Below are 25,348 nucleotides of genomic sequence, written 5' to 3'. Positions count from 1 at the left end.
ACGCGCGGGAAAGGGGTCCGGCGAACCGGTCCGCGCGCCACCCCGAAGCGAGATCAGGCTCCGTTGTTGTACGGACCCAGCTCGCCACCCAGCATCGCTGGATCGTATTCGATCTGCGCACGTGGCGTGACCTCGACCACCTCAAGCAGGTCGAACTTGGAGGAGGGGTTTTCCTTACCGCGCACAACCAGCACATCCTTGAAGCACTGATGGTCGGCTGCGCGGTACAGGGTGGGACCATTGCCCAGACCATCGAAATCGAACCCTTCCAGGGCCTTGCCGACTTCGGAGGGCATGAAGGTGCCTGCCCGCTGGCAGGCGTCGGCGTACAGCAGAGTCTGCACATAGCAGGTATGGGCGGCCTGACTGGGCGGGAAGCCGTACTTCTGGCCGAAGGACTTGACGAAAGCCTGGGATCCCGCGTCCTGCAGGGACCAGTGCCAGTTGGTGGAGCCCAAAATGCCCTTCACGGCGTCGCCCGCGCCCTGGGCCATGAGACGGCTGTAGAGTGGGACGACGATGGCGAATTCCTTGCCATTGACCATTTTGTCCTTCAGGCCGAACTGCACCGCCTGGGTCAGGGAGTTCACCATGTCGCGGCCATAGTGGTTCAGAACCAGCACGTCGGCCCCGGAGTTCAGAACCGGGGTGATGTACTGGGAGAAGTCACCGGCACCCAGCGGGGTGCGGACCGCAGCGACGGTTTCCCAGCCCATCTTCTCGGTGTACTTCTTGATGGATTCTTCCTGGCTCCAGCCCCAGGTGTAATCGGCGGTCAGGTGATAGGCCTTGCGGTCGGTGCCATAGGCGTTCTTCAGCACCGGACCCAGGGCGGCGCCGGTCATCTCGGTGTTGAAGAAGTGGCGGAAGCCGTTAGCCCGCTTATCCTTGCCGGTGGTGTCGTTGGAATGGGTCAAGCCAGCCATGAAGATGACACCGGCATCCTGACAGAGACCCTGGACCGCGATGGCCACGCCGGACGACGATCCGCCGGTGATCATCACCGCGCCGTCCTTCTCGATCATCCGCTTGGCGCTGGCGCGTGCGGCGTCGGACTTGGTTTGGGTGTCACCGGTGACGAAGACGACCTTCTTGCCGTTGATGCCGCTGCCGGTCAGGGCCTTGGAGGAGAAGGTCTCCATCATGCCGCCGTCACCCTCGCCGTTCAGATGCTCAACGGCCAGTTGGTAGGCGCGCAGCTCGTCGGCACCTTCCTCGGCATAGGCACCGGTCTGGGGCACGTTGAAGCCCAGGGTCACGGTCCCGCCTTTGGGCTCGTTGACATAACCGGCCGCCCAAGCCCGGCTGGTGAGGATGGTCGGCATGGCCAAACCTGCACCGACCATGGCCGTTCCCCGCAAAATACCACGGCGGCTGATCTTGAAATCGGACATTGTACTTCACTCCCTGTGCGTCTCGACGTTGGCCGTCTTGACTCTGTTTGTCTCTGTGACGTTTGTTTTGGAGGGATGCGGTCCGCCAACGGATCCTCTATGGGTGCGAAAAGCCCCTCGTGATGCCGGAGAATGCCGTGTTTTTGTCAAATGCTCAATAAGCTATTGACTTTCAACGAGTTTTTTGTAAATAAATGTTGTTGCGCTTGCTCACAAATGTAAATTTTTGACAAGGAGACGGTGAGGTCGTGTCTGCGCAGGGAAAAACCGGCCAATCCGGATCCATCTTGGGGCCTCGCATCCGTCAGAGACGGCGGGAGTTGGGGATCCGGCAGTCGGATTTGGCGGAACGCATCGGCATCTCCGCCTCCTATTTGAATTTAATCGAATGGAACAAGCGGAAGGTCGCGGGGGCCGTGTTGCACCGCGTGGCGGAGGCCTTGGGCCTCACTTTGGAAGAGCTGGATGGGGCAACGGAGCGACGCCTGGTCGGAACCCTGACCGAGATCGCCCATCTGCCAACCCTGTCGGGTGCCGGGGTTGAGGCGGGGCGAATCGACGAGTTGATTGGCCGTTTCCCCGGTTGGGCCCGGGGCATTGGTGCCCTGGCCCGGGCCGAACGGGAGGCTACGGCCCGGGCGGCCATTCTGTCCGACCGGCTGTCCAACGACCCTTTCCTGGGTGAGGCCATCCACCGCATGTTGACGCGCATTGCTGCTGTCCGATCTGCGGCAGAAATCCTTACCGACTACTCGGACATCCCGCCGGACCGGCGGGACCGCTTCATGGTCATCATCAACGAGGAAAGCCGTGCCCTGTCCGACGCGGGCGAGGCCCTGGCCACCTATCTGGACAAGGCCGAGGACCCGGACCGGGTGATGACGCCCCTGGATGAAGTGGAGTCCCTGTTCGAGACCCATGGCAACCGGTTCGAGGAGATCGAGGAGGCGGGCCGGGAGGTGGGGGGGCGCTTGACCGCTTCCCTGACGGATCCGCTTCCCCTGTCACGGATCGAACGGGCGCGGACCCTGGTGGACCGCCATATGATACCGGTCATCGATCGGACCACGGAGGCCAGCGCGGCCATTCGGACGGCACCTGGCCGCCAGCGGGCGCGCCGGGCCTTGAGTGATTACGCGGTGGGGACCCTGCTCCTTCCCATGGACCTGTTCGCCCCCAGGGCCAGGGATTTGAAGTATGACGTGGAGGCCCTGGCCGACCTGTTTTCGGTCGAGGTGGAAACGGTCTGCCACCGCTTGACGGCTCTGTTGCCGGGGGAGGGACATCCGCGTTTCGGCTACTATCGGGCCAACGCGGCGGGCACGATCATCGAAATGCGGGGACTCCCGGGTCTGGCCTTGCCTCGGTATGCGGCAGCCTGCCCCCTTTGGGTGCTCTACCGGGCGCAACAAAGTCCGGAAGCGGTGATCCGCCAATGCGTGGTTTTCCCCTCTGGTGCCCGGCATGTGTTCATCGCCCGCGCCCGCAGCGCCGGTCCCACGGGGTTTGGTCGCCCCCGCCATTACCTCACCGACATGGTGGCGATGAGCGAGGCCGACGCCCGCCGGACGGTCTATGCCCCCGATCCCTCCGCCCGGGTGGACGAGGTCGGCCCCAGTTGCCGACTCTGCCCCCGGGCCAGTTGTGCGCACCGGGTGGAGGATCCCCTCCTGGATTAGAGCCTGGCCCCTACCGACCAAACGGTCATTGCACCTCTGGGTGAAATGCACTCTAATTCGCCGTAAGCGATCCGAAAAAGGGCGCATGAACAGGGAGGGGTTTCGCACCATGGGCAGGCGTGTGCTTGTAGCCGAGGATGAGCCGAATATTGTCGAGTCCCTGACGTTCTTGCTGGAAAGGGCCGGATTCGAGGTTTCGGTTCAGATGGATGGACGTCAAGCCTGGGAAGCGGTTCAGCGAGAGGCACCCCATGTCCTCGTTTTGGATGTCATGCTTCCGGAATTGGACGGATACGAAATTCTGCGGCGTCTGCGGGCCGATCGAACCGCGCGGCGGACGCCCGTGCTCATGCTGACGGCCAAAAGTCAGCGGGAAGACCGGGAGACGGCAATGGACGGGGGTGCTGATCTGTTCATGACCAAGCCCTTCGCCAATGCGGATATCGTCGCTGCGGTGGAGCGCCTCGCTGCGGGTCGGGCGGCGGAGTAAACCGGTTTTGCCCCGGCCTCTCCTGCCCGGGCGTCTTTTGCCCAGGCGTCCCCAGGGTCGTCCCCAGGGTCGCCCCCGGGGACGCCTCGACCACCGGCGGGTCCGGGACCGCTCCACCGTTCTGCTTGCCGTCGGTGTCGCCTTGCTTTTGCCCCCCTTGGCGGGAGTCTCTTTGATTGATGTCCAAGTTCTTGGCGTTCCTTTCCCCCTGGTTTACCTGTTCGGGGTTTGGGTCGGGCTGATCCTGGGAACGGCGGGTTTGGCCAGCACCCTTTGGGTGACCCAGCAGGGAGCCAGGGAAGGGGGAGGCACCGGTTCGGACGACTCGCCGCCAGAGAGGGGAGGGGAAACCGGGAGTGCCTCTGGACCCGGGGCAGGCGGGCCCTGATGCTGTCGGTCAATCTTCTGCTGACGGTCTGCCTGGGCTATGTGGCGCTGTTGTTCACCGTTGCCTTCCTGGTGGATCGCCGCACCCGTCGGGGGCCCATTCACTGGTTGCAATCGCCGGTGATCTATACCCTGTCCATTTCCATTTACTGCACCTCCTGGACCTTTTATGGGGCAGTGGGGTCGGCGGCTCGGAGCGGCCTGGAGTTCATCACCATCTACCTGGGACCCACCCTGGTTTTCGTCGGCTGGTGGTGGTTGTTGCGCAAACTGGTGGTGATCGGCCGGGCCTATCGCATTACCTCCATCGCCGACTTGATTTCTTCGCGCTATGGCAAAAGTCCGGGGCTGGCGGTGTTGGTGACGGTGATCGCGGTCATCGCCACCACGCCCTATATCGCCTTGCAACTCCAATCGGTCACCCTGAGCTACCAATTGATCAATGGAGAGTCAGACGGGGTGACCACGGCCTTTTGGGTCGCTGCGGGCATGGCTCTGTTCACCATTCTGTTTGGCACCCGCAATCTGGACGCCAATGAGCGTCACCATGGGGTGGTTGCCGCCATCGCCCTGGAGGCCATCGTTAAGCTCTTGGCCTTGGTCGCCGTGGGTGTGTTCGCCGTTTATGGGATCTCCGACGGCTGGGCCGATGTCTTCTCTTACATCCCGCCCCACATCGGACAGGGGATTTCGGACCCCTTTGGTCCCCGGTGGGTGACCATCATCTTTCTGTCGGCCTCGGCGGTGATCTGTCTGCCCCGGCAGTTCCAGGTCACGGTGGTGGAGAATATCGACGAAAGCCATTTGGTGACGGCGTCCTGGCTTTTCCCGCTCTATCTGCTGGGCATGACCATCTTCATCATGCCCATCGCCCTGGTGGGCTTGACCTCCCTGCCCGAGGGGCACAATCCGGATCTGTACGTGCTGACCCTGCCCCTGGCCGCGAACCGGGATGAAATCGCCCTTCTGGCCTTCCTGGGTGGGTTTTCCTCGGCCACCTCCATGGTGATCGTCGCGGCCATCGCCGTCTCCACCATGGTCTCCAACCACATCGTCATGCCCCTGGCCATGCGGCTGCTGTCCATGAACCGGGCCGTGAGTGGAGACCTGCGCCATCTGCTTCTGGTGTCGCGTCGGTTCAGCATCGCCGCCATCCTGGGGCTGGGCTTCCTCCATTTCCGTCTGAGTGGCGGATCGGATGCCCTGGCCTCCATTGGTCTGACCGCCTTTGTCGGCGTGGCCCAGTTTCTACCTAGCCTGTTGGGCGGTATTTTCTGGCGGGGCGCCACCCGATCGGGTGCTCTGGCGGGTCTGTTGGCCGGATTCGTCCTGTGGGTCTACACCCTGTTTCTTCCCAGTTTTGGGGGGGACTTTCTCCTCGGCCCGGCGCTTTTGGCCGATGGTCCTTGGGGTATCGGTCTGCTGCGGCCCCAGGCTCTCTTTGGTCTGTCGCATATGGATCCCCTGGTGCACGCCACGGTCTGGAGCATCGGCGTCAATGCCCTGTGCTTCATCGTGGTCTCCAGCCTGAGCCGCCCCGGCGCTCTGGAGCGCCTGCAAAGCTCCCTGTTCGTTGATGTGCACCGCTCCACCTGGGGGGAGCCCAAGGGCCAAACCCTCCCCAATGCGGAAACCGAGGATTTGCTTATTCTTGCCCAACGTATTTTGGGGGACGAGCCGGCGCTACGCCTGTTCGATGAGCTGGCCCGCTCCCAAGGTTTGGGCGGGAGGCTTCCCCATCCCACCGATGCCGTGGTCTCCCGCCTGGAGCGGGAGTTGTCGGGGTCGATCGGAGCGGCATCGGCCCATGCTTTGGTCTCGCGGATCGCCGGGGGGCAGAGCCTGGGCATGACCGACCTGATCGACATTGCCGACGAAACCCACCAGTTGATTGAGACCACCCGGGCGCTGGCGGAAAAATCCGAGGAGTTGGAAAGTACGGCGGTGCAGCTTCGCGAGGTCAATGAACGGTTGCGCTCGCTGGATGCCCAAAAGGACGCCTTTCTCGGGCAGGTTAGCCACGAATTGCGCACCCCGATGACCTCGATCCGCTCTTTCTCGGAGATCCTGCTGGAACAGGGCGGGGATGTGCCGGAGGAAAAACAGGCGCGCTTCCTGCGGATCATCCACGATGAAAGCCGCCGCCTGACCCGACTGTTGGATGAATTGCTGGAAGTCAGTCGCCTGGAGTCCGGGGCGTTAAACTTGGCCCTTGAGGCCGTCGATCTGGCTGAAACCATTGATGGGGCGCTGGAGGCCATGTCGAGCTTGACGGAAAAGGCGGGGGTGCGGATCCGCAATGCTGTGGATCCGGGCGAAGTCCAGATCCGGGCTAATGCCGATCGAGCCCGTCAGGTTCTGATCAATCTTCTATCCAATGCGGTGAAATACAATGCCGCCCGTCTGCCACGGGTGGAGTTGCGCAGTTGGACCCAGGGGCAATGGGCCATTCTGGATATCATCGACAACGGTGGAGGTATTTCCCGCGCCGAAGCGACGACGGTTTTCGAGAAATTCGCCCGGGGCGAGCGGGCGCACCTGGGCCAGGGCGCAGGTTTGGGGCTGCCCATCAGCCGAACGATCATGCGCGCCATGGGCGGGGATCTGACCGTGGAGTTTGCGCCCGATGGGACCAGCTTCTTCCGTCTGCGTTTCACTCTGGCGGTGGGAGAGCGCTGACCCCTGACCTCGGGGCTCTGCCCTGATCCCCGCCGGGGCCTGAGGCCCCGGACCCCCACTCTTTTTAAGCGCATGGGATCAAAGGGTCCGTGACCCTTTGCGGGTCTGGGCAGAGCCCAGGGTTTTGTGTGAGACTTCAGGGAAGTGGAGTATACGGTAAAACGTTGGCCCTATTTTGTGGGTTAATCGAGGGGATCCATGGGTGAAAATGAATATCCGTTTTCCATATATTTGATCGCTTCTTCCTCTGTCTCCAGATAGCAGGAGTCTGGATGGGTGAATTTGCCATCTGGCCGCCTTAAAAGCATTGATCCTTCGCAAATTTCTGAATCGGCAACGACTGGGAGGGACGATGTCGTCCATGCGCCTTCAGAGTATTCTGCGATAACCAACCAGGCAACGACATCCATGTATCCAATATCATTGGTGTCATCTTCTTGGCCAATGAGTTCGCATAATTTCCAGCCGGGTGCTGCGGGGACGATTTGTGTGATTTTTTGCTCGACCTTGACCATGAGGCTCTCCGTTGGGTGGTCATTTGTCTGATCTTGTGAAGAATGAAAATGTAACGGGCAGTGTCAGTTCATGCCCTTCGTCTGGCGGTTTTTCACCGGGACAGGGGCGTGTCGGCGTGTCATTGAGGGGCGCGTTCGAGTGCTCCGAGCGTCCGAGCGTTCGCCGCCAGACTCCCGGTTCCTCCTCCATATTACGCAAGAGAATGCGCGGGACGCCACTGGGAACGTGTTGGTCTCGTTTCCTTTTATGGAGTGCGGGCGAGGAAAAGGGCGTGGCTCCGGCGCATGCGGGCCGACGTCATACCGAGTTTGAAATTCGTTGACATGATTTCATATAAGTGAACAGATAGAATCTCTGTTCACATGTCGATAAGTGCAGGTTGGCCCATGTCTCTGCCATTTTCAGAGTCCGTGTGGAATTCTCCCCCGTGTCATCGACCGTTCGACCAGCCGATAGAGCGCAATGAGTCGGTTGATCTGGCTGTCGTCGGTGCGGGCTTTCAGGGGCTTTCCACGGCTCTTCATGCCGTTGAATTGGGCCTTCGAGTCCGTGTGATCGATGCGTCGACCGTTGGGGCTGGCGCTTCGGGGCTGAATGGCGGCCAGGTCATCCCTGGTTTGAAATACGATCCTGACTGGTTGATCCAGCATTTCGGCGAAGAAGTCGGTCAGCGCGTTGTCGATTTTGCGGCCTCGACGGCGGATTCCGTCTTTGATCTTATTCAGCGGTACGCGTTGACTGTGCCCTACAGGCGCAATGGCTGGATCCAGGCAGCCCATACGCAAACGGCTTTGCAGATGCAGGCCGCGCGCCACAGGCAATGGGGTGCGCGGGGGGCGGATACGGCTCTGCTCGATGCGCGCCAGGTCGCGGACATGATCGGCTCCTCCGGCTATGTTGGTGGCTGGTTGGACCGTCGCGCGGGGGTGGTCGATCCCCTTGCCCTTGTCTGTGAACTCGCACGACTGGCCACAGAGAAGGGCGTGCGTATCGCCGAAAACCAAAGGGTTTCCAGTCTGCGTCGCGGCGACGGCGTCTGGCGGGTTTCGACGCTTTCCGGAGAATTCGTGACGGCAAAATCGGTTGTGGTCGCCACGAATGCCTATTCTGACGACCTTATTCCGGGACTGAAGCAAAGCCTTGTGCCGTTGCATTCGTTCCAGATTGCGACGGCTCCGCTCAGCGCCGCGCAGAATCGGGCGATCCTACCAGGAGAGCAGGCGGTTTCGGATTCCCGGAGGATCCTCGTCTACTACCGCAAGACGGCTGATGGGCGGCTTGCCGTTGGTGGCAGAGGGTGTCAGGGCTTGCCGCGATCCGCTGACGACTGGCGCCATATTGAACGGGCAATGCGGCGCATCTTCCCAGCCCTTGAAGGGATTGCCATCGAGCGCCGCTGGTACGGTCGGGTTGCCCTAACGCCTGATCACCTGCCCCACATCCATGAACCGGAGAGAGGGCTTCTGATTGCAGCGGGCTGTCAGGGGCGGGGAGTGGGGCTGATGACAGCTTTGGGGGCCTGTCTCGCCCGCTATGTTGCGTCCTCGGATCCGCGTGTGTTGCCGCTTCCTGTGTCGCCGATCCGCTCGATACCGTTTCATGGTTGCCGTCAAGTCGGCATTGCTGCGGCAATTGCCTGGTATCGGCTCCTGGACGGGTTGGAGCGGTGATTGCTGAAATATGAAATCTGTGTTGACAATTTCATTTATATAAAATTACAGTAACGAATGTCACGCCCATGAAAAATGGATTTGCACATGACGGTATCGGCAAATGGCGAGGGGTGGGGGAAAGGCAAGTTCGGTTTTCGGGCAGTCATGTCGCTGCCCGGCGCGGCTGTCACCTTGGTACTGATCCTGTTTGCACTTGGGCTTGTTTTCTTTCTGGGCTTTCGCATCAATGATGGTTCGTTGATGGGGCGTGGTTTCAGCTTTGGAAACTTCAAGGCTCTTTTCACCGACGACCTGTATGCCACTGTCATTTTCCGGTCCTTGATCATTTCCGGTCTGGTAACGCTGGCGACTGTGGTGAGTGCCTACCCCGTCGCCTACTTCCTGGCCTTTCACGCCGGGCGTTGGCGGGGCATCATCCTGTTTCTGGTGACCTTGCCCTTCTGGACCAGTTATCTCCTGCGGGTCTTTGCCTGGAAAGTGGTGCTTGCCTATAACGGCGTGCTCAATTCTGCCCTGATGTCTCTTGACGTCATTTCCGAGCCGCTGCTGGTTTTCCTCAATACCCCTGCGGCGGTGGTCGTGACGCTGGCCCACGCCTATGCGCCCTTTGCCATTCTGCCGATTTTTGTCGCCCTTCAGACCATTCCGGGATCACTTCTGGAAGCGGCCTCTGATCTTGGTGCCCATCCGCTTCACACCTTTCGTCGGGTGGTTTTGCCGATGTCGATGCCCGGAGTTTTGGCCGCTGCGCTTGTCGTCTTCGTGCCGACGATCGGCGATTATGTGACCCCTTCGATGGTCGGCGGTCCGGCCAGCACCATGATCGGGACTTTGATCAAGGCCCAGTTCGGCAAAGCCAACGATTGGCCATTCGGAGCGGCCCTGTCGATCGCCACGATGCTGGTGATCCTTGCGCTGGTCATGCTCGTCAAGCTGGCCGACCGGAAGTTCGGGAGCCGCACATGAAGACGACATCCCCTGCGGGCCATGCCCGCCTCCTGGGCGGTTACGTGATCGCCTATATCCTCTTTCTCTACCTGCCCGTGGTTCTGATCCCGTTGTTTTCATTCAACGATTCAATCCAGGCTGCCTTTCCGCTGAAGGGCTTCACGTTCGAGTGGTACCGCACGTTGGTTGGCAATGAAGCGATTCCCGCCGCGCTTGGCAACAGCTTGGTGATCGCGTTTTCCTCGGCCGTGATTGCCACCCTTTGCGGAACGACGATTGCCTATCTGGATCTTTACGGAGCAACACCGTTTTCTGCGATCATCTCAGGTCTGTCTCGCCTGCCAATCCTGATACCCGGTGTCATCGTTGGCATTGCACTCCTGATTCTGGTCAATCTGGTCGGGTTGGGACCGTCGCGGATTGCGATTGTCATGGGGCATGTTCTTGTCTGCCTGCCAACCACAGTGGTGGTCATGCGGGGGCGCTTCGCGGCGATCCCCAAAAGCATTGCCGAAGCGGCGAGTGATCTTGGCGCCCATGATGCGGTCGTCTTTCGACGGGCCGTGCTGCCGCTCGCCTGGTCCGCCGTGGCGTCCGCCTTCACCCTGTCCTTTCTCACGTCTTTCGACGAGTTCATCGTTGCCTTCTTCCTTGCGGGGACGGAGCCAACGCTGCCCCTCTACATCTGGAGTCAACTCAGATTTCCCAAATCGCTGCCGACCGTGATGGCGCTTGGGACCCTTATTCTGGCCGTTTCCGTCGCATTGGTGACGGTCGCTGAAATCCTTCGTCGCCGCCAGCCGTCGATGAGCATAGCCAAGGATTGACGTTGCGTTCTGTCATTTCTACGAAAAAACGAAAGAGGAGAACGAGCATGAAATTGGATACTGTACAGCGGTCGAGTGGTGTTGCTGCCTTGGCCTTCGCAGTTGGCGTGATGGCAGGGCCAGCTTTGGCGGCGGATAAGCTCCAGTACTTCACGTGGTCTGGGTACGAATTGCCGGAGTTTCACCAGAGTTTCCTCGCAGCCCATCCGGATGGCGTCGATGTGACCGTGTTCGGCGATGATGACGACGCCTTCACCAAGGTCAAAGCGGGCTTCCGACCGGACATCGCGCATCCCTGCTACGACAAGATCGCGCGCTGGAACAAGGAAGGGCTTTTGCAGCCGATTGATACGGCCAAGATCAAGAATTGGGACAGCATTTTCCCGGTCTTCCGGAACCTTCCTGATTTGCAGGCTGGCGATGGCAAGGTCTGGATGGTCCCCTGGGATTGGGGCAATACGTCGGTGCTCTACCGGACCGATATGGTCGAAAACCCGGAGAAAAGCTGGTCCTTGCTTTGGGACAAGCGGTATGCGGGCCGTCTCGCGACCATTGACGCGGTGCATGATACGCCGGTCGTCGCGGCCCTTCTGGCTGGCGTCAATCCGTTCGATATGACGGATGCCGAAATGGATAAGGTTGCCGAAAAGTTGCGCGAACAGCGTCCGTTGCTGTCCAGCTACACAACGGATATGACCTCGGTGGAACAGTCACTCTCTAGTGGCGAGCTGGTGGCTGCGATGACGTGGAATGCTTCGGCGGTCGCCTTGAAAAAGCAGGGTGTGCCGGTTGAGTTCATGAAGCCGAAGGAGGGGATGCTCACCTGGGCCTGCGGTTACGTTCTGCTGAAGGATGCCGAGAACGTGGATCTCGCCTATGACTTTATCAACAGTCGTCTGGAGGTTGAGTCGGGCAAGTATCTGATCGAAGCCTACGGTTATGGCAGTTCGACAAAATCGGCCTTCGACGCGGTGCCAAAGGAAACATTGGAGGAGCTGCAATTGCCGTCCGATCCCAATGTCATGCTCAAAGAGACGGTCTTTACTGGACCCATGAAGCAGAATGACGCCCTGTCGAAAATGTTTGAGAAAGTCAAAGCGGGCGGCTGAGCCGCAAAGGAACAGCAGGCGCAGGGTGCACGACAGGGGGGCTTTCCCGTCACGGGGCCTTTCGGCCCCGTCCCCCCCCTCTTTGGCGAGACTGGGGCCGAAAGGCCCCAGACCCTGGGCTCTTATTTGTACACACCGTTTCCTCGAAAATCCGGAAAATGTGCTGCGCAGTTTCTGGGCTCTGCCCCGGGTTTTTCGGTTTTTCAAGGAGACAGAGTATAAAAGAAAAAAGGGGGTTTGGGGGCATTTGCCCCCAAATGGGTTTGGGCAATCGCCCAAAAAAACTGTCGTGTATAGCGCATCAGGCGGCTGGACCGCCCATGCAGGATAACAGGACAACCGATGCGAGGCATAACCAGCGAAATGGGCGAAGAAGCGGTGAAAGAGGCGGCGGATGGGGGCGAAGCCGACGTCATGGTCGGAAGGCGGATTCGGGCTTTGCGTCTTGAAAGAGGTCTGTCGCTGGCCGATTTGGCGGCGCAAGCCGGTATCTCCATTGGGGCTCTCAGCCAGATAGAGCGTGGCATGAGCTCGCTCAGGGTCAAAGTGATCTGGCCTTTGGCCGCCGCTCTCAACGTCGAACCTTCGATCCTCATATCGGAGGGGAACGATGCCTCCAGCGATATCTATTGCGTCCGGGTCGCCAACCGCCGTGACTTGCCCGTCCATTCCGAGGGAATTCGCAAGCAACTGCTTTCGCCACCTGGGGCCACATTGACGGGCATGACTGTCGAAGTTGAGCCGAATGGCGGTACGTCGGAAGCCTATGCCCATAGCGGCCATGAATTTGGATTTGTCCTGAGCGGCGTCGTCGAATTGGTCGTCGATTCCAGCAAATATCTCCTACGTCCCGGCGACAGCTTCGCCTTCAAGAGCACCCTTCTGCATTCGTTTCGCAATTCCAGCACGGAGAAGTGCGTCATTCTCTGGGTCAACACCAGCAAACCATCGGAGGTACGGGATGGCCTATGATCCTTTGCTCGAATTGAAGGCTGTCACCAAGACTTTCGGCAATGGCGGCTTGGGTCTCGTTGACATCAATCTGGACATTGCCCAAGGGGAGTTCCTGAGTCTGCTCGGCCCTTCGGGCTGCGGCAAGACAACGACCCTGCGCGTCATTGCGGGCTTCGAAGCGCCGACCAGCGGCTCGGTGCTATTGGGCGGACGGGATATCGGTCACCTCCGGCCCTATGACCGGCCCGTAAATACCGTCTTTCAGGATTATGCGATTTTTCCGCATATGAACGTGTCCGAGAATGTCGGATTCGGTCTGTCTCTCCGCAAGATTCCGGTCGCTGAGCAACGCAAACGGATCCTGAACGCACTGGAGCTGGTCGGTCTTGCCGACAAGGCACAGTCACGGGTGCAGGCGCTGTCTGGTGGCCAAAGACAGCGCGTGGCCCTGGCGCGCGCCATTGTCTGCGAACCAAAGGTGCTGCTGCTGGATGAACCGTTGTCCGCTCTGGACGCCTATTTGCGCGAACAAATGCAGGTCGAGTTGAAAAGCCTGCAAGCGCGGCTTGGGACGACATTTGTCCTGGTTACCCATGACCAGACGGAGGCTCTCTCGATCTCCGACCGCATCGTCGTCATGAACAAGGCGCGGATTGAGCAGGTGGCAAGCCCGGCCGAGCTGTACGACTGCCCGGCGACCAAGTTTGTTGCGAGTTTCATCGGCACGATGAACTTGCTGCCGGCCACCGTACTGGGCCGGGCCGGGGACCGCGTGATGTTCGACGCTGGGGTACCGGTTTCTCTGGCTCTTGAGGCTACTGCGGCAGTACCCGAGCAGGCGGCGGTGACGATTGGAATCCGACCGGAAGATTTCCAGTTGGAGAGTGAGAGTGTGACAGAGTCACGGCCGCTCAAGATCACCAGCATCGTCTTCCACGGGCGAAGCCTTCGGGTGCACGGCGCGTTGTCCAGCGGACAGGAGATCGTTCTCGATGTGCCGCGTCAAAGCGAGCGAATGAGCCTTGCTGCCGGTGAGTTTGCCCATGTGCGGCTGCGCCCCGGCGCGGTCTGCAGCATTTTGTCAGCTTGATTTCCCCAGGCGTTTTAGAGCATCGAGCGGAAAAGTGGATCCGGTTTTCCGGTCCACTCGATGCTCAACTTGTTGAATCTAGATCAAATTAACCGCCTTAAATCGATTCCGATTTAAGGCGGTTTGATCTAGCAGATCAAAGTCAGGAGATATTGGTATGTCCAATCACAAGAAATTCTACATCGACGGCGCCTGGGTTGATCCGGTTGTTCCCGCCGTTCTTGACGTGATCGATCCATCGACGGAAGAGGCCTATACGCAGATCTCGCTTGGATCGGCGGCGGATGTGGATAAGGCGGTTGCGGCGGCCAAGACCGCTTTTGCAGACTTCTCGACATGGCCCAAGGACGAGCGCCTTGCCCTGTTGAAGCGCATCCATGCGGCTTATCTCGACCGGTTCGAGGATATCGCCCAAGCGGTCTGCCAGGAAATGGGCGCGCCCATCGCCTTCGCCCGCGACAGCCAGGCCTGGGCGGGCCGAGGCCATCTGGAAGCGACAATTGAGGCCTTCGAGAGGTACGAGTTTTCGGAAAAACGCGGCTCGACCACCGTCGTTAAGGAGCCGATTGGGGTCTGTGCGTTGATCACCCCGTGGAACTGGCCGCTCAACCAGATCGTCTGCAAAGTCGCGCCGGCGATTGCCGCGGGCTGCACGGTTGTGCTGAAGCCGTCCGAGATTGCGCCGATTTCCGGGATCATCTTCTCGGAAGTCATGGACGCTGCCGGGATGCCGAAGGGCGTCTATAATATGATCAACGGCACGGGTCCGGATGTGGGCCAGGTGATGGCCGGTCATCCGGATGTGGATATGGTCTCGTTTACCGGATCGACGCGCGCTGGCGTGATCGTTGCCAAGACAGCGGCAGAGACCGTTAAAAGGGTGGCTCAGGAGCTGGGCGGTAAATCGGCCAATATCCTGCTGCCGGATGCCGATTTTGAGCAGGCCGTGCGCAAGGGTGTGCAGGGCTGTTTCGGCAATACCGGCCAGTCCTGCGATGCGCCGACCCGCATGTTGGTGCCCTTGGAGCGACAGGATGAGGCGCTGAAATACGCCAAGTCTGAAGCGGCGACCTTCGTTGTTGGGGATCCGCGTTCGGAAGGGACTGTTTTGGGACCCGTCGTTTCGCAACTCCAGTTCGACAAAATTCAGCGGTTGATCGAGGCTGGCATCACGGAGGGGGCACTGTTGGTGACCGGGGGGCTGGGGCGTCCGGAAACCCTTGATCGGGGATACTATGTCCGTCCGACCGTTTTCGGGAATGTCACCAGAGACATGACCATCGCGCGCGAAGAAATCTTCGGGCCGGTCCTGTCCATCATGCCCTACAAGACCGAGGAAGAGGCGATCGAGATCGCCAACGATACGGTCTATGGACTGGCGGCCTATATCCAATCGGCCGATATTCAGCATGCGCGCAAGGTTGCGGCGCAAATGCGGGCGGGATCGGTCTATCTGAACTACCCGGACTGGGACACCTATGCTCCCTTTGGCGGCTACAAGCAGTCGGGCAATGGCCGTGAATATGCCGATTGGGGCATCCACGATTTCCTCGAGATCAAGGGTATCGTCGGCTACGGAGATTGATCTGCGCAGGCGGTCCCCAAGGGTGCCGCTCTCGCTTCGTCGTCAATCCCGTCACGGGGCAGTTGCTGGCCGAAAGGCCTCTGCCCCGGGTTCTTATGTATAAAAGAAAAATGGGGGTTTGGGGGCATTTGCCCCCAAATGGGCTTGGGCTATCGCCCAAAAAAGACGAGACCATGAATTTTGGTTTGGGTTCTCAGGGACGGAGGTCTGCAGGCGTAAGCGCCGGATGGCCGATGGGGAAGGCGAAGGCGTAGCCGACGGGATCCTCCTGATCGAAGGGTCTTCCATCGAGGAAGCGGTCTGGAGCCATGGCAAAGGGGGTTCCGTCGGCGCCGGGAATCGTGAAGGCCGTGGCGTTACCGCCCAGCAACCGAGGCTCCGTGCCGGGGAGGTTTATCTGGTTTTCCAGGGCCGCCCGGTAGATATCGGGACGATAGACCGCCTCGGCGATCGCCTTTAGGTCCGCTGGTGCCGTGATCTGGCCCCAGCGAGCCATCTGGGAGAGCAGCCAAGCCCCATGGGCGCGCCAGGGGTAGGTGGCGCCGGTTTCGAAAAACCTGTGGCGTCCCAGATCCAGGGCTCGGCGGATGAGCGCCGCGTCTTGGTTGATATAGTCGGGGTGGGAGAGGATTTTCGACAGGTCGTCGCGGTTTTCCGGCTGGTCCGCCCAGCGGGCCGCCTGGACCAGGGCCGAGACCAAGCGTGTCACGACCTCCCCATGGGTTTTGGCCCAGGCTTCGTTCAGACCCAGGACCTTTTCCGGGCCGCAGGGCCAGATGTCTCGTTTGGTCAGAAGGATATGGCCGACGCCTTCGGCTTCCGCCCGCAGGTTCCAGGGTTCCCCTACGCAGTAGCCATCGATCCAGCCGGAGCGGAGGCTTTCGGCCATGCGGGGCGGGGCGATGATGCCCATGTTCAGGTCCCGGTCGGGATCAATGCCCTCCGTCGCCAACCAGTAGCGCAGATCATAGTTGTGACTGGAAAAGGGGAAAACGGTGGCAAAGGACAGGGGGGGCTGTCCTGCGGCCTTCCGAGAGGCGATGACCCGGGCCAGCGCCCGGGCGATGCGGCTCGGGTCGGGCGCTCCGTTGGGTGTGGCGCCGGGGTCAACGGCGAGCAGGGCGTCGTGCAGGGCGTTGGAAACGGTGACGGCATTGCCCCCGAACCCCAGCGCCATGGGGGAGATGATGTCGCCCGGCACACCGCCCAACCCCAGGCGGCAGGCCAAGGGGATCCCGGCCAGCATATGGGCGCCGTCGTAGAGGCCAAAGGCCACTTTGTCGCGGATGGCGGCCCAGGATCCCTCCTTGCGGGTGTCGATCTCCAGCCCCTCCCGGGCGGCGAAGTCCATTTCCCGGGCGACGGCCAGGGCCGCGCAGTCAATCAGCGGGATGAAGCCAAGGCGGATCACGTCGGGAGGGGGAGTCATGGCGTCCTCACAGGTCCATCTCGAAGGCCGTGATGACGCTTTGGGCGACGTCGACGAGCTTCCTGTTGTGCTTCATGGCGTTCTTGCGCAGGGCCGTGTAGGCCTCGTCCTCGGCCCAGCCCTTGCTTTTCATCAGAATGCCCTTGGCCCGGTCGATGACCTTGCGGTCGGCCAGGGCCGTCACCGCCTCGTCCCGTTCCTTGCGCAGCCGGTCGAAGGTCCGGAAGCGGCTGACAGCGGTTTCCAGGACCGCCTGGACACGCTCCTTGCGCAAACCGTCGACCACATAGGCACTGACTCCGGCTTCCATCGCGGCGCGGATGCTGTCGGTGTCGGAGTGGTCGACGAACATGGCGATGGGCCGTTGAACCGCCCGGGTCACTTGGAACATCTGCTCCAAAGTGTCCCTATCGGGGTTTTCCAGATCGATGACGATGACATCCGGGGCGAGGGCCTCGATCCGGGCCGCCAGGTTGGTGGTGGCGTTCAAGGTCACCACCCGACTGTGTCCCGCTGCGGCGAGTCCCGCTTCCACGACCGCCGCGCGGCTGGGATGGATGTCGATCACGAGTATGGACAGGTCCTCGCCGGTCATCGGAATCCTTTTCGGGGAAGGGAGGGGGAGCTGGATGGGGACGAGACCCGTCAGGCGGCTTTTGCTTTCTTGTCGGGCTTGCCCTTGGCTCCGTGTTCGTATTCCTCCAGGAAGCTTAGCAGTTCTGCGCGGTATTCATAGGTGCGGGGATGCTCCAAGAGCGCGCGACGGGTGCGGGGGCGGGGCAGGTCGACCTCCATGATATTGCCGATCCGCGCATTGGGGCCGTTGGTCATCATCACCACCCGATCGCCCAGCAGGATGGCCTCGTCCACGTCGTGGGTGACACAGATGGCGGTCACCTGGGTGCGTTGCCAGACCTCCATCAACACATCCTGGAGGTCCCAACGGGTCAGGCTGTCGAGCATGCCGAAGGGTTCGTCGAGCAGCAGCAGCTTGGGTGAAAGCGCGAAGGCCCGGGCGATGCCGACCCGTTGGCGCATGCCGTTGGACAGGTCGGCGGCCTTGCGGTCCATGGAGTCTCCCAGGCCAACCCGGTCCAGGTAGTATTCCACCACGTCCTTGCGCTCGCTTTTGGCGGCATGGGGGAAGACCCGGTCGACGCCGAGCAGGACGTTGTCCTTGGCCGACAGCCAGGGGAACAGGCTGGGGGCCTGGAAAACCACCGCCCGATCCGGCCCGGCGGAGTCCACTTCCCGACCGTCCAGGATGATGCCGCCGCCGGAAATCTCGGTCAGCCCCGCAGCCATGGAGAGCACGGTGGACTTGCCGCAGCCCGAATGGCCGATCAGGGAGATGAACTCGCCCTTGCGCAGTTTCAGGTCGAAGCCGTCGACGACGCAGAGGGGGCCCTTAGCCGTGGGATAGGTTTTTCGGACTTGCGAGAATTCCACATAGCGCTGGCTTTCCGTGCCCTGGGACGCGGCTTCCAACCAGGCTTTGGGGGGTCTGCGGCCCGGGGAACCCGGCAGGCGGGGATTGAGTAGGGGAAGGGCGGTCACGCTGTCCGTCCCCGGGGGGGTGGCGCCGGAGACGCCCATCAGGTAATTGGTGACTTCGGCCCGCAGGGCCTTGAAGGCCGGATTGGAGTTCACTGCGGTTCTGTCCCGGGGGCGGGGCAGGGTCACCGGAAACGCGGGCCCCAGGGTCGCGCCTGGGGTATCGCCAGGGATGCCCGGTTTCAGGGGGATGATGCGATCGGCTAGCAGGATCGCTTCATCCACATCGTTGGTGATCAGGATGACGGTCTTGCGGTCCTTCTCCCAGATGCTTTCGATCTCGTCCTGGAGCTTGGCCCGGGTCAAGGCATCAAGGGCCGACAGGGGTTCGTCAAGCAACAGGATTTCCGGATCCATGGCCAGGGTGCGGGCCACGGCGACCCGTTGACGCATACCGCCGGAGAGTTCCGAGGGGCGGCGGTCCAGGGCATGGGACAGGCCCACCATCCCCACGTAGTGGTCCACCAGCGCGGCCCGCTCGGCCTTGGACTTGCCCGCGTAGACGCTGTCAACGGCCAGGGCCACATTGCCCCGCACGGTCAGCCAGGGCAACAGGCTGTAGCTTTGGAAGACCAGGCCGCGATCGGGACCCGGGCCGGTGATGGGCTTGCCCCGCAGGGTGATGGATCCGCTGTCGGCTTCTGTCAGCCCGGCGATCAAATTCATCAGGGTCGTTTTGCCCGTGCCGGAGAACCCGACGATGGCGACGAATTCCCCTTCCTTGATGGACAGGGTGATGTCCTTCAGAACCTGGGTCCTTTGGGGACCCTCGCCATGGGACTTGGATATGCCTTGAAGGTCTAGAATCGGCATCCTGGGGGTCTCCTTGTTCTGGCTCACATGAACCGGGGGGCAACCGGAAGGGTCAGCGGACATCGCCGTGGGACACGACGGTTTGCAGGGCCATCATCACGCGGTCCAGAAGGAAGCCGATGATCCCGATGGTGAATACTGCGACCATGATCTTGGCCAGGGATTGGGAGGAACCGTTCTGGAACTCGTCCCAGACGAACTTGCCCAGGCCCGGGTTCTGGGCGAGCATTTCCGCAGCAATCAGCACCATCCAGCCCACGCCCAAGGACAGCCGCAAACCGGTGAAGATATAGGGCAGGGCGGACGGCAGGATCAGCTTGGTGACCTTGGTCCAGGGGGACAGGCGCAGGACCTTGCCCACATTGACCAGATCCTTGTCGATGGAGGCCACGCCGACGGCCGTATTGATCAGGGTTGGCCAGAGGGAGCAGAGCGTGACGGTGATGGCCGAGGTCAGGAAGGACTTGTCGAACATGGGGTCGTCGGAGACGTACAGCGCCGAAACCATCATGGTCACCAGCGGCAGCCAGGCGAGCGGCGAGACGGGCTTGAAGATCTGGATCAGCGGGTTGAAGGCGGCATTCATGGTCTTGGACATGCCGCAAACCACGCCCAAGGGAACGGCGATGATGGAGCCCAAGAGAAAGCCCATGAAGACGGTCTTGAGGCTTGTCAGGATCTGCTCGTAATAGGTCGGCGCGCCGGTATAGGGGCGGATGGTGACCTCGGCGGTGGGGTCCTTGGCCAGTTTTTTGGCGTTGATTTTCTCCTGCATGGCCAGGAACTGCGCTTTCTTTTCGAGCGTGCGCATGTGGTCGGCGTGCAGGTTGGCGAACTGCTCGGCCACCTGGACCGGGCCGGGGATCTCGCCCAGGCTGGTCTGGATGCGCGGGGCGAGACCCGCCCAAAGGGCCAGGAAGACCAGGATGGCGAGCAGGGGCACGCCAAGTTGGCGGGCGAAATCGCGCAGATTGCCCTTGGGGTCGTCCCCAGTGGCGAGCTTGAACAGGGGCGTCAGCCATCCCAGGCCGATCAATCCCAGGGTTTTGGTGGCGGTGGCGGCGGTCATGGAGTGCTGTCCTTCCCTTCGTGTCGGAAACGTGGCGGTGGACGGGAATGGGACGATCCTTCCCCGTCCAGCCCCATCACTCGGTGATGTCGGCGCCCACCACCTTCTGGTGGTCCTTCAGGCCGATCTGGAACTTGGTCAGATAGTCGTTGGGTTTGTGGCCATCGAAGACCACGCCATCGATGAATTCCGCCTGGGGGGCACGGTAGCCGTCGGTATCCCAAGGGAAGTCGGCCTCCTTGGCCTTGCCCTCTTCGACCAACATGCGGGCCGCCTTGAGGTAGATGTCCGGGCGATAGACCTTCTTGGCGGTCTCGTCGTACCAGGAGTCCGCCTTGTAGTCGCCAATCTGCCCCCAACGGCGCATCTGCGAGAGGTACCAGACGGCGTCTGAGTAGTAGGGATAGGTGGCGTAGTAGCGGAAGAAGACGTTGAAGTCGGGAACCGGGCGCTTGTCGCCCTTCTCGTATTCAAAGGTTCCGGTCATGGAGTTGGCGATCACCTCGGCGTCGGCGCCCACGTATTCGGGGCGTGAGAGGATCTCGACGGCCTCCGCGCGGTTGGCGTTGTTGTTTTCGTCCAGCCACATGGCCGCGCGGATCAGGGCCTTGGTCACCGCCAGCGTGGTGTTCGGGTATTTTTCGGCGAATTCTGCGGTGATGCCGAAGACCTTTTCCGGATTGTTCTTCCAGATTTCGTAATCGGTGATCACCGGAACGCCGATGCCCTTGAAGACGGCCTGCTGGTTCCAGGGCTCGCCCACGCAGTAGCCGTAAATGGTGCCGGCCTCAAGCGTGGCGGGCATCTGGGGCGGAGGCGTGACGGAGAGGAGGGCGTCGGCCTTGATCTGGCCGGAAATATCCGTGTCCGAATAGTACCCCGGGTGAATGCCACCCGCCGCGAGCCAATAGCGTAATTCATAGTTATGGGTGGAGACCGGGAAGACCATGCCCATGTTGAAGGGCTTGCCCTCCGCCTTGTATTTCTCCACCACTGGTTTTAAGGCGTCGGCCTTGATCGGGTGGACCGGCTTCCCGTCCGCGCCCATGTCCAGATAGGGCTTCATCTCCTCCCAAACGGCGTTCGAAACGGTGATGCCGTTGCCGTTCAGGTCCATGGAGAAGGGGGTGATCACATGGGCCTGGGTGCCGAACCCGATGGTTGCCCCCAGCGGCTGACCGGCGAGCATATGGGCGCCGTCCAGTTCGCCGGAGATGACCCGGTCCAGGAGCACCTTCCAATTGGCCTGGGGCTCGAGGGTGACGAACAGGCCTTCTTCAAGGAAGTAGCCCTTCTCGTAAGCGATGGCGAGGGGGGCCATGTCGGTCAATTTGATGAAGCCGAACTTCAGCTCGGGTTTTTCCACGTCGAGCATGTCTGCCCGGGCAGCGGTGGCGCTGGCAGAGGCGAGGAATAGTCCGCCCGCAGCGGCGGCCATCAGGCCAAGGGCGGCACGCCGGGGAATGGCGAAGGGCCGGGACTTGGTCGGGGATTGGGTGGTCATCCAGAACTCTCCCTCGATAGTGGGGCGCCGGACAGGCCGGCAGGGATCCATAAAAAAAGCCGCCGCGTTTCCTTCCCCCCCTGTCCCGGCGCTTGGCGCACGAGGGACAGGGGGGTGAAAACACGGCGGCATTACCGGTCGGTCCATCCTTGGACCGCTATAGGGGAGGCCCCACCGCCTTTGGTGGGAGGCTCGATTATTCGAGAAAGGGTCCTGCAGGACCCGTGCCAAGTCAGGTCCTTAGTGCCAAAATGCTGGTCCAAAGTATGGGTATCGATGGGAAATGGCCGGTTTCTCGGCCTTTTCAAAAGAGAGACTAAAGTGCCGAATGGCTGGAGGAGGGGGTGGGTATGGTTCGGCTCTGCTGTTGCAGTGCATAATCTATACGCTCCGAGAAAAAGCTATTTATGACAAAGGTATAGCTCCTCTTTGCAGGATGGAGCGTGTTGCGAAGAGAAGTTAAGTGGCTGTTTATAAGAGATAAATCTATTTGTATAATTTTTAATCAAAAGATTAATATTGATTAGTAAATGGGCTATTTTCCCGTTGTGTCCTGGGTGGCCCGCCTGACTCTCCCTCATGAGAAACGGCCACTTTCCGAGGCCTTTCCATGAAACTGGTCCTTTGGTTTTGCCTTGGCATGGCCTTTGCTATGAGTGAGACCATGGGGCAAGGCTGCTCCCACCCAGTGCTTTGACGGCCCAATGGCGGGTCGTTTATCGGATAAGGGCGTCCGTGACTCTCTCGGTAAGGAACCGGGAGGGTCGCGGGCGCCCTTTTCGTTTTGTCGACCGGACCGGCACAGCCTGTCCCGCCAGATGAAGAGGGAACGACATGACCCACCATTCCAAGGCCCGTCCCCCAGAGCGCAAGCGCCTCGTTGTCGTTGGCAACGGCATGGCCGCCCTGCGCGCTGTCGAGGACCTGTTGGCCCGCGCCCCTGACGCCTATGCCATCACCATTTTTGGGGCCGAACCCCGGGTGAACTATAACCGCATCATGCTCTCACCCCTGCTGGCTGGGGAGAAGGCCTTCGAGGAGATCGTGCTGAATGATCATGACTGGTACGAGGCTCATGGAATCGAACTGATTGGCGGCGATCCGGTCTTCTCCATCGATCGAGAGGCCCGGGTGGTTCGCTCGGCGGGCGGGGTCGAGCGGCCCTATGACCGGCTCCTGCTGGCCACGGGCTCCAACCCCATCGTCATCCCTGTGCCCGGCCATGATCTGCCCGGTGTCGTCACCTTTCGGGACGTGGACGATGTGGAGGTGATGCTCAAGGCCGCAGAAGGGGGCGGCCACGCGGTGGTCATCGGGGGCGGCCTGCTCGGCCTTGAGGCGGCCAATGGTTTGCTTGCTCGGGGCATGTCCGTCACCGTTCTTCATTTGATGGACCATCTGATGGAACGCCAACTCGACTCCTCCGCCGGGCACCTGCTACGGGAGGAACTGGAGCGCCGGGGCATGACGGTCATCACGGGCGCCGATACGGCTTCCATCACCGGAACGGACCGGGTGGGCATGGTCCATCTGAAGGATGGAACCGCCCTCCCCGCCGATTTGGTGGTGATGGCCGTGGGCATTCGACCCAATGCCCGCCTCGCCCAGACCTGCGGGTTGGAGGTCAACCGGGGCATCCTGGTGGACGACATGATGACCACCAGCGATCCGGAGATCCTGGCGCTCGGGGAATGTGTCGAGCACCGGGGCGTTTGTCACGGTCTGGTGGCTCCCATCTGGGAGATGGCCAAGGCTGTCGGCGCCAGTCTGGCGGGCGAAGCCCACGACGGTTTCCGGCCCGGCGCGACCTCGACCAAGTTGAAAGTGTCGGGCATCGACCTGTTCTCCGCCGGGGCGTTTCAGGGGGGCGATGGATGCGAGGACATCGTCCTACGGGATGCGGGCCGGGGCACCTACAAGCGGATTGTGGTCCGCGAGGACAAGGTGGTTGGTGCGGTGCTCTACGGCGATACCCAGGACGGATCCTGGTATGTCCAGTTGATGCGGGGGAACGAGGATGTTTCGGCGATCCGCGACAGCTTGGCCTTCGGGCAGGCCTTTGCGGGAGGATCCGGCGCAAACCCTAAGGGCGCCGTTGCCGCCCTCTCCGATGATGCGGAGATCTGTGGCTGCAACGGCGTGAGCAAGGGCACCATCCTGGCGGCCATCGCGGAGAAGGGCCTGTCCACCCTGGAGGAGGTCAAGGCCCATACCAAGGCTTCCGGTTCCTGCGGCTCCTGCTCGGGGTTGGTGGAACAGGTCCTGGCCCTCGCCTTGGGAGAGGAGTACCAAGCCAACAGCGGACCAAAGCCCGTTTGTGGCTGTACCCATCAGGACCACGACACGGTCCGGCGGATGATCCTCTCCCAGGGCTTGAAATCCATCCCCGCCGTCATGCAGGCCCTGGAGTGGACGACCCCCGATGGCTGCGCGAAATGCCGCCCGGCCCTGAACTACTACCTGCTTTGTGCCTGGCCCGGGGAGTACGAGGACCATGCCGCCTCCCGCTTCATCAACGAACGGGTGCACGCCAATATCCAGAAGGACGGAACCTACTCGGTGGTACCCCGCATGTGGGGCGGTCAGACCAGCGCCAAGGAATTGCGCGCCATCGCCGATGTGGTGGAGAAATTCAACATCCCCGAGGTGAAAGTCACCGGCGGTCAGCGCCTCGACCTGTTTGGTGTGAGGAAGGAAGACCTTCCGGCGGTTTGGGCGGATCTGAATGCGGCGGGCATGGTCTCCGGCCATGCCTACGGGAAATCCCTGAGGACGGTGAAGACCTGTGTCGGCTCCACCTGGTGCCGCTTCGGGACCCAGGACAGCACCGGCATGGGCGTGGACCTGGAGCGCATGACCTGGGGCTCCTGGATGCCCCACAAGTTCAAGATGGCCGTGTCAGGCTGTCCGCGGAATTGTGCGGAAGCGACCATCAAGGATTTTGGCGTGGTCGCCGTGGACAGCGGTTGGGAACTGCATGTGGGTGGTAATGGCGGCATCAAGGTGCGCGCCACGGACCTGCTGTGCAAAGTGACCACCGATGCGGAGGTCAAGGAATACTGCGGCGCCTTCATCCAGCTCTACCGGGAGCAGGCCCACTATCTGGAGCGCACCGCGCCCTGGATCGAGCGGGTCGGCCTCGACTTCGTCAAGGAGCGGGTGGTTGACGACGTCGAGGGGCGGGCCGCCCTCAACGCCCGCTTCCTGGCCAGCCAGGAGCATTTCCAGACCGACCCATGGGCCGAGCGGGCCTCGGGCGGCAAGGACTCCCATGAATTTACCCCGCTCGCTCGCGTGGAAGGCTGAAACCATGGACCAATTCCTGAGATGGACCGACGTGGCCGCCGTGGAGGACATCCCCCGGCAAGGATCCCGGGTGATAACGGGGGGCACCGATCCCGTGGCTGTCTTCCGCACCCATGACGACCAGATTTTCGCCCTGATTGACCGCTGTCCCCACAAGGGCGGCCCCTTGTCCCAGGGGATCGTCCATGGGGCGTCCGTCACCTGTCCCTTGCACAACTGGGTCATTGATTTGGCGACCGCCGAGGCCACCGGCCCCGATGAGGGCTGTTCCGGCCATGTTCCCGCACGGGTGGACCGGGGCCGGGTCCTGGTCTGCCTGCCCCAAAGCTTTGGGGGATAGGC

At 61.3% G+C, this 25,348-nt stretch carries 21 protein-coding genes; 13 read left to right on the top strand and 8 right to left on the bottom strand.

From position 1 onward, the window contains the following. Positions 1-53: 53 nt before the first annotated feature. Positions 54-1,394: a substrate-binding protein gene (locus tag ACLIRY_RS18835; protein WP_413206965.1), complete on the bottom strand. Its 1,341-nt coding sequence runs from the start codon at positions 1,392-1,394 to the stop codon at positions 54-56. A gap of 248 nt (positions 1,395-1,642) precedes the next feature. On the opposite strand from ACLIRY_RS18835, the gene ACLIRY_RS18830 reads away from it, so the two are divergent. The 4 genes from ACLIRY_RS18830 (at position 1,643) to ACLIRY_RS18815 (ending at position 6,629) form a co-directional block, all read left to right on the top strand. Continuing rightward, a complete protein-coding gene (locus ACLIRY_RS18830) occupies positions 1,643-3,073 on the top strand; it encodes a short-chain fatty acyl-CoA regulator family protein (protein ID WP_413206964.1) in 1,431 nt (476 codons plus the stop codon). A gap of 109 nt (positions 3,074-3,182) precedes the next feature. Next, entirely contained in the window at positions 3,183-3,563 is a 381-nt protein-coding gene (locus tag ACLIRY_RS18825) for a response regulator (RefSeq protein ID WP_413206963.1), read from the top strand. Positions 3,564-3,570: 7 nt separating this feature from the next. Further along, on the top strand, positions 3,571-3,951 hold the full coding sequence (locus ACLIRY_RS18820; protein ID WP_413206962.1) for a hypothetical protein: 381 nt from the start codon (positions 3,571-3,573) through the stop codon (positions 3,949-3,951). Next, a complete protein-coding gene (locus ACLIRY_RS18815) occupies positions 3,951-6,629 on the top strand; it encodes an ATP-binding protein (RefSeq protein WP_413206961.1) in 2,679 nt (892 codons plus the stop codon). Before ACLIRY_RS18820 ends, ACLIRY_RS18815 begins: the two co-directional genes overlap by 1 nt. 182 nt (positions 6,630-6,811) lie before the next feature. Here ACLIRY_RS18815 and ACLIRY_RS18810 read toward each other — a convergent pair whose 3' ends face one another. Further along, complete coding sequence (locus tag ACLIRY_RS18810) at positions 6,812-7,144, bottom strand: hypothetical protein (RefSeq protein WP_413206960.1); 333 nt, start codon at positions 7,142-7,144, stop codon at positions 6,812-6,814. Positions 7,145-7,546: 402 nt separating this feature from the next. Continuing rightward, positions 7,547-7,669, bottom strand: a complete 123-nt coding sequence (locus ACLIRY_RS18805) for a hypothetical protein (RefSeq protein WP_413207032.1) — start codon at positions 7,667-7,669, stop codon at positions 7,547-7,549. Between the two features lie 9 nt (positions 7,670-7,678). Here ACLIRY_RS18805 and ACLIRY_RS18800 point away from each other — a divergent pair, with 9 nt between their 5' ends. The 7 genes from ACLIRY_RS18800 to ACLIRY_RS18770 all read left to right on the top strand — a co-directional run bounded on the left by ACLIRY_RS18800 (position 7,679) and on the right by ACLIRY_RS18770 (position 15,331). After that, positions 7,679-8,815 carry an NAD(P)/FAD-dependent oxidoreductase gene (locus tag ACLIRY_RS18800; RefSeq protein WP_413207026.1) on the top strand — a complete coding sequence of 379 codons (1,137 nt, stop codon included), beginning with the start codon at positions 7,679-7,681 and terminating at the stop codon, positions 8,813-8,815. Between the two features lie 87 nt (positions 8,816-8,902). Further along, the gene (locus tag ACLIRY_RS18795) at positions 8,903-9,784 is read left to right on the top strand and encodes an ABC transporter permease (protein ID WP_413206959.1); all 882 of its coding nucleotides are present in this window, start codon (positions 8,903-8,905) and stop codon (positions 9,782-9,784) included. Further along, positions 9,781-10,593 carry an ABC transporter permease gene (locus ACLIRY_RS18790; RefSeq protein ID WP_413206958.1) on the top strand — a complete coding sequence of 271 codons (813 nt, stop codon included), beginning with the start codon at positions 9,781-9,783 and terminating at the stop codon, positions 10,591-10,593. The genes ACLIRY_RS18795 and ACLIRY_RS18790 overlap by 4 nt, the downstream gene beginning before the upstream one ends. A 47-nt stretch (positions 10,594-10,640) precedes the next feature. Further along, positions 10,641-11,702 (top strand): ABC transporter substrate-binding protein, encoded by a 1,062-nt coding sequence (locus tag ACLIRY_RS18785; RefSeq protein WP_413206957.1) that lies wholly within the window; start codon positions 10,641-10,643, stop codon positions 11,700-11,702. 342 nt (positions 11,703-12,044) lie between these two features. Continuing rightward, positions 12,045-12,674: a helix-turn-helix domain-containing protein gene (locus tag ACLIRY_RS18780; protein WP_413206956.1), complete on the top strand. Its 630-nt coding sequence runs from the start codon at positions 12,045-12,047 to the stop codon at positions 12,672-12,674. Further along, positions 12,664-13,746, top strand: coding sequence for an ABC transporter ATP-binding protein (locus ACLIRY_RS18775; RefSeq protein WP_413206955.1), 1,083 nt, complete (start codon positions 12,664-12,666; stop codon positions 13,744-13,746). The genes ACLIRY_RS18780 and ACLIRY_RS18775 overlap by 11 nt, the downstream gene beginning before the upstream one ends. A gap of 157 nt (positions 13,747-13,903) precedes the next feature. Then, positions 13,904-15,331 carry an aldehyde dehydrogenase family protein gene (locus ACLIRY_RS18770; RefSeq protein ID WP_413206954.1) on the top strand — a complete coding sequence of 476 codons (1,428 nt, stop codon included), beginning with the start codon at positions 13,904-13,906 and terminating at the stop codon, positions 15,329-15,331. Between the two features lie 193 nt (positions 15,332-15,524). Here the strand turns inward: ACLIRY_RS18770 and ACLIRY_RS18765 are convergent, their stop codons facing one another. The 5 genes from ACLIRY_RS18765 to ACLIRY_RS18745 all read right to left on the bottom strand — a co-directional run bounded on the left by ACLIRY_RS18765 (position 15,525) and on the right by ACLIRY_RS18745 (position 21,700). Then, positions 15,525-16,760 carry a CmpA/NrtA family ABC transporter substrate-binding protein gene (locus ACLIRY_RS18765; protein WP_413206953.1) on the bottom strand — a complete coding sequence of 412 codons (1,236 nt, stop codon included), beginning with the start codon at positions 16,758-16,760 and terminating at the stop codon, positions 15,525-15,527. A gap of 7 nt (positions 16,761-16,767) precedes the next feature. After that, entirely contained in the window at positions 16,768-17,355 is a 588-nt protein-coding gene (locus ACLIRY_RS18760) for an ANTAR domain-containing response regulator (protein ID WP_413206952.1), read from the bottom strand. A gap of 50 nt (positions 17,356-17,405) precedes the next feature. Further along, positions 17,406-19,127 (bottom strand): ABC transporter ATP-binding protein, encoded by a 1,722-nt coding sequence (locus tag ACLIRY_RS18755; protein ID WP_413206951.1) that lies wholly within the window; start codon positions 19,125-19,127, stop codon positions 17,406-17,408. 52 nt (positions 19,128-19,179) lie between these two features. Next, complete coding sequence (locus tag ACLIRY_RS18750; protein WP_413206950.1) at positions 19,180-20,196, bottom strand: ABC transporter permease; 1,017 nt, start codon at positions 20,194-20,196, stop codon at positions 19,180-19,182. A 76-nt stretch (positions 20,197-20,272) separates the two neighbouring features. Next, entirely contained in the window at positions 20,273-21,700 is a 1,428-nt protein-coding gene (locus tag ACLIRY_RS18745; protein WP_413206949.1) for a CmpA/NrtA family ABC transporter substrate-binding protein, read from the bottom strand. A gap of 834 nt (positions 21,701-22,534) precedes the next feature. Here ACLIRY_RS18745 and nirB point away from each other — a divergent pair. Beyond that, entirely contained in the window at positions 22,535-25,006 is a 2,472-nt protein-coding gene (gene nirB, locus ACLIRY_RS18740; protein ID WP_413206948.1) for a nitrite reductase large subunit NirB, read from the top strand. Between the two features lie 16 nt (positions 25,007-25,022). Then, positions 25,023-25,346, top strand: a complete 324-nt coding sequence (gene nirD, locus ACLIRY_RS18735; RefSeq protein WP_413207025.1) for a nitrite reductase small subunit NirD — start codon at positions 25,023-25,025, stop codon at positions 25,344-25,346. The last annotated feature ends 2 nt before the right edge of the window (positions 25,347-25,348 follow it).

The sequence above is a fragment of the Rhodospirillum sp. A1_3_36 genome (genome assembly GCF_047263945.1).
Lineage (GTDB): Bacteria > Pseudomonadota > Alphaproteobacteria > Rhodospirillales > Rhodospirillaceae > Rhodospirillum.
Note: the sequence above shows the minus strand (reverse complement) of the source record. Positions and strands in the feature narration are given on the sequence as shown.

Excerpts from the sequence above, each read along its gene's own strand:
- ACLIRY_RS18835 (WP_413206965.1), bottom strand. The coding sequence starts at position 1,394 with ATGTCCGATTTCAAGATCAGCCGCCGTGGTATTTTGCGGGGAACGGCC.
- ACLIRY_RS18825 (WP_413206963.1), top strand. The coding sequence starts at position 3,183 with ATGGGCAGGCGTGTGCTTGTAGCCGAGGATGAGCCGAATATTGTCGAG.
- ACLIRY_RS18815 (WP_413206961.1), top strand. The coding sequence starts at position 3,951 with ATGCTGTCGGTCAATCTTCTGCTGACGGTCTGCCTGGGCTATGTGGCG.
- ACLIRY_RS18810 (WP_413206960.1), bottom strand. The coding sequence starts at position 7,144 with ATGGTCAAGGTCGAGCAAAAAATCACACAAATCGTCCCCGCAGCACCC.
- ACLIRY_RS18805 (WP_413207032.1), bottom strand. The coding sequence starts at position 7,669 with ATGAAGAGCCGTGGAAAGCCCCTGAAAGCCCGCACCGACGACAGCCAG.
- ACLIRY_RS18795 (WP_413206959.1), top strand. The coding sequence starts at position 8,903 with ATGACGGTATCGGCAAATGGCGAGGGGTGGGGGAAAGGCAAGTTCGGT.
- ACLIRY_RS18790 (WP_413206958.1), top strand. The coding sequence starts at position 9,781 with ATGAAGACGACATCCCCTGCGGGCCATGCCCGCCTCCTGGGCGGTTAC.
- ACLIRY_RS18785 (WP_413206957.1), top strand. The coding sequence starts at position 10,641 with ATGAAATTGGATACTGTACAGCGGTCGAGTGGTGTTGCTGCCTTGGCC.
- ACLIRY_RS18780 (WP_413206956.1), top strand. The coding sequence starts at position 12,045 with ATGCGAGGCATAACCAGCGAAATGGGCGAAGAAGCGGTGAAAGAGGCG.
- ACLIRY_RS18775 (WP_413206955.1), top strand. The coding sequence starts at position 12,664 with ATGGCCTATGATCCTTTGCTCGAATTGAAGGCTGTCACCAAGACTTTC.
- ACLIRY_RS18770 (WP_413206954.1), top strand. The coding sequence starts at position 13,904 with ATGTCCAATCACAAGAAATTCTACATCGACGGCGCCTGGGTTGATCCG.
- ACLIRY_RS18765 (WP_413206953.1), bottom strand. The coding sequence starts at position 16,760 with ATGACTCCCCCTCCCGACGTGATCCGCCTTGGCTTCATCCCGCTGATT.
- ACLIRY_RS18760 (WP_413206952.1), bottom strand. The coding sequence starts at position 17,355 with ATGACCGGCGAGGACCTGTCCATACTCGTGATCGACATCCATCCCAGC.
- ACLIRY_RS18755 (WP_413206951.1), bottom strand. The coding sequence starts at position 19,127 with ATGCCGATTCTAGACCTTCAAGGCATATCCAAGTCCCATGGCGAGGGT.
- ACLIRY_RS18750 (WP_413206950.1), bottom strand. The coding sequence starts at position 20,196 with ATGACCGCCGCCACCGCCACCAAAACCCTGGGATTGATCGGCCTGGGA.
- ACLIRY_RS18745 (WP_413206949.1), bottom strand. The coding sequence starts at position 21,700 with ATGACCACCCAATCCCCGACCAAGTCCCGGCCCTTCGCCATTCCCCGG.
- nirB (WP_413206948.1), top strand. The coding sequence starts at position 22,535 with ATGACCCACCATTCCAAGGCCCGTCCCCCAGAGCGCAAGCGCCTCGTT.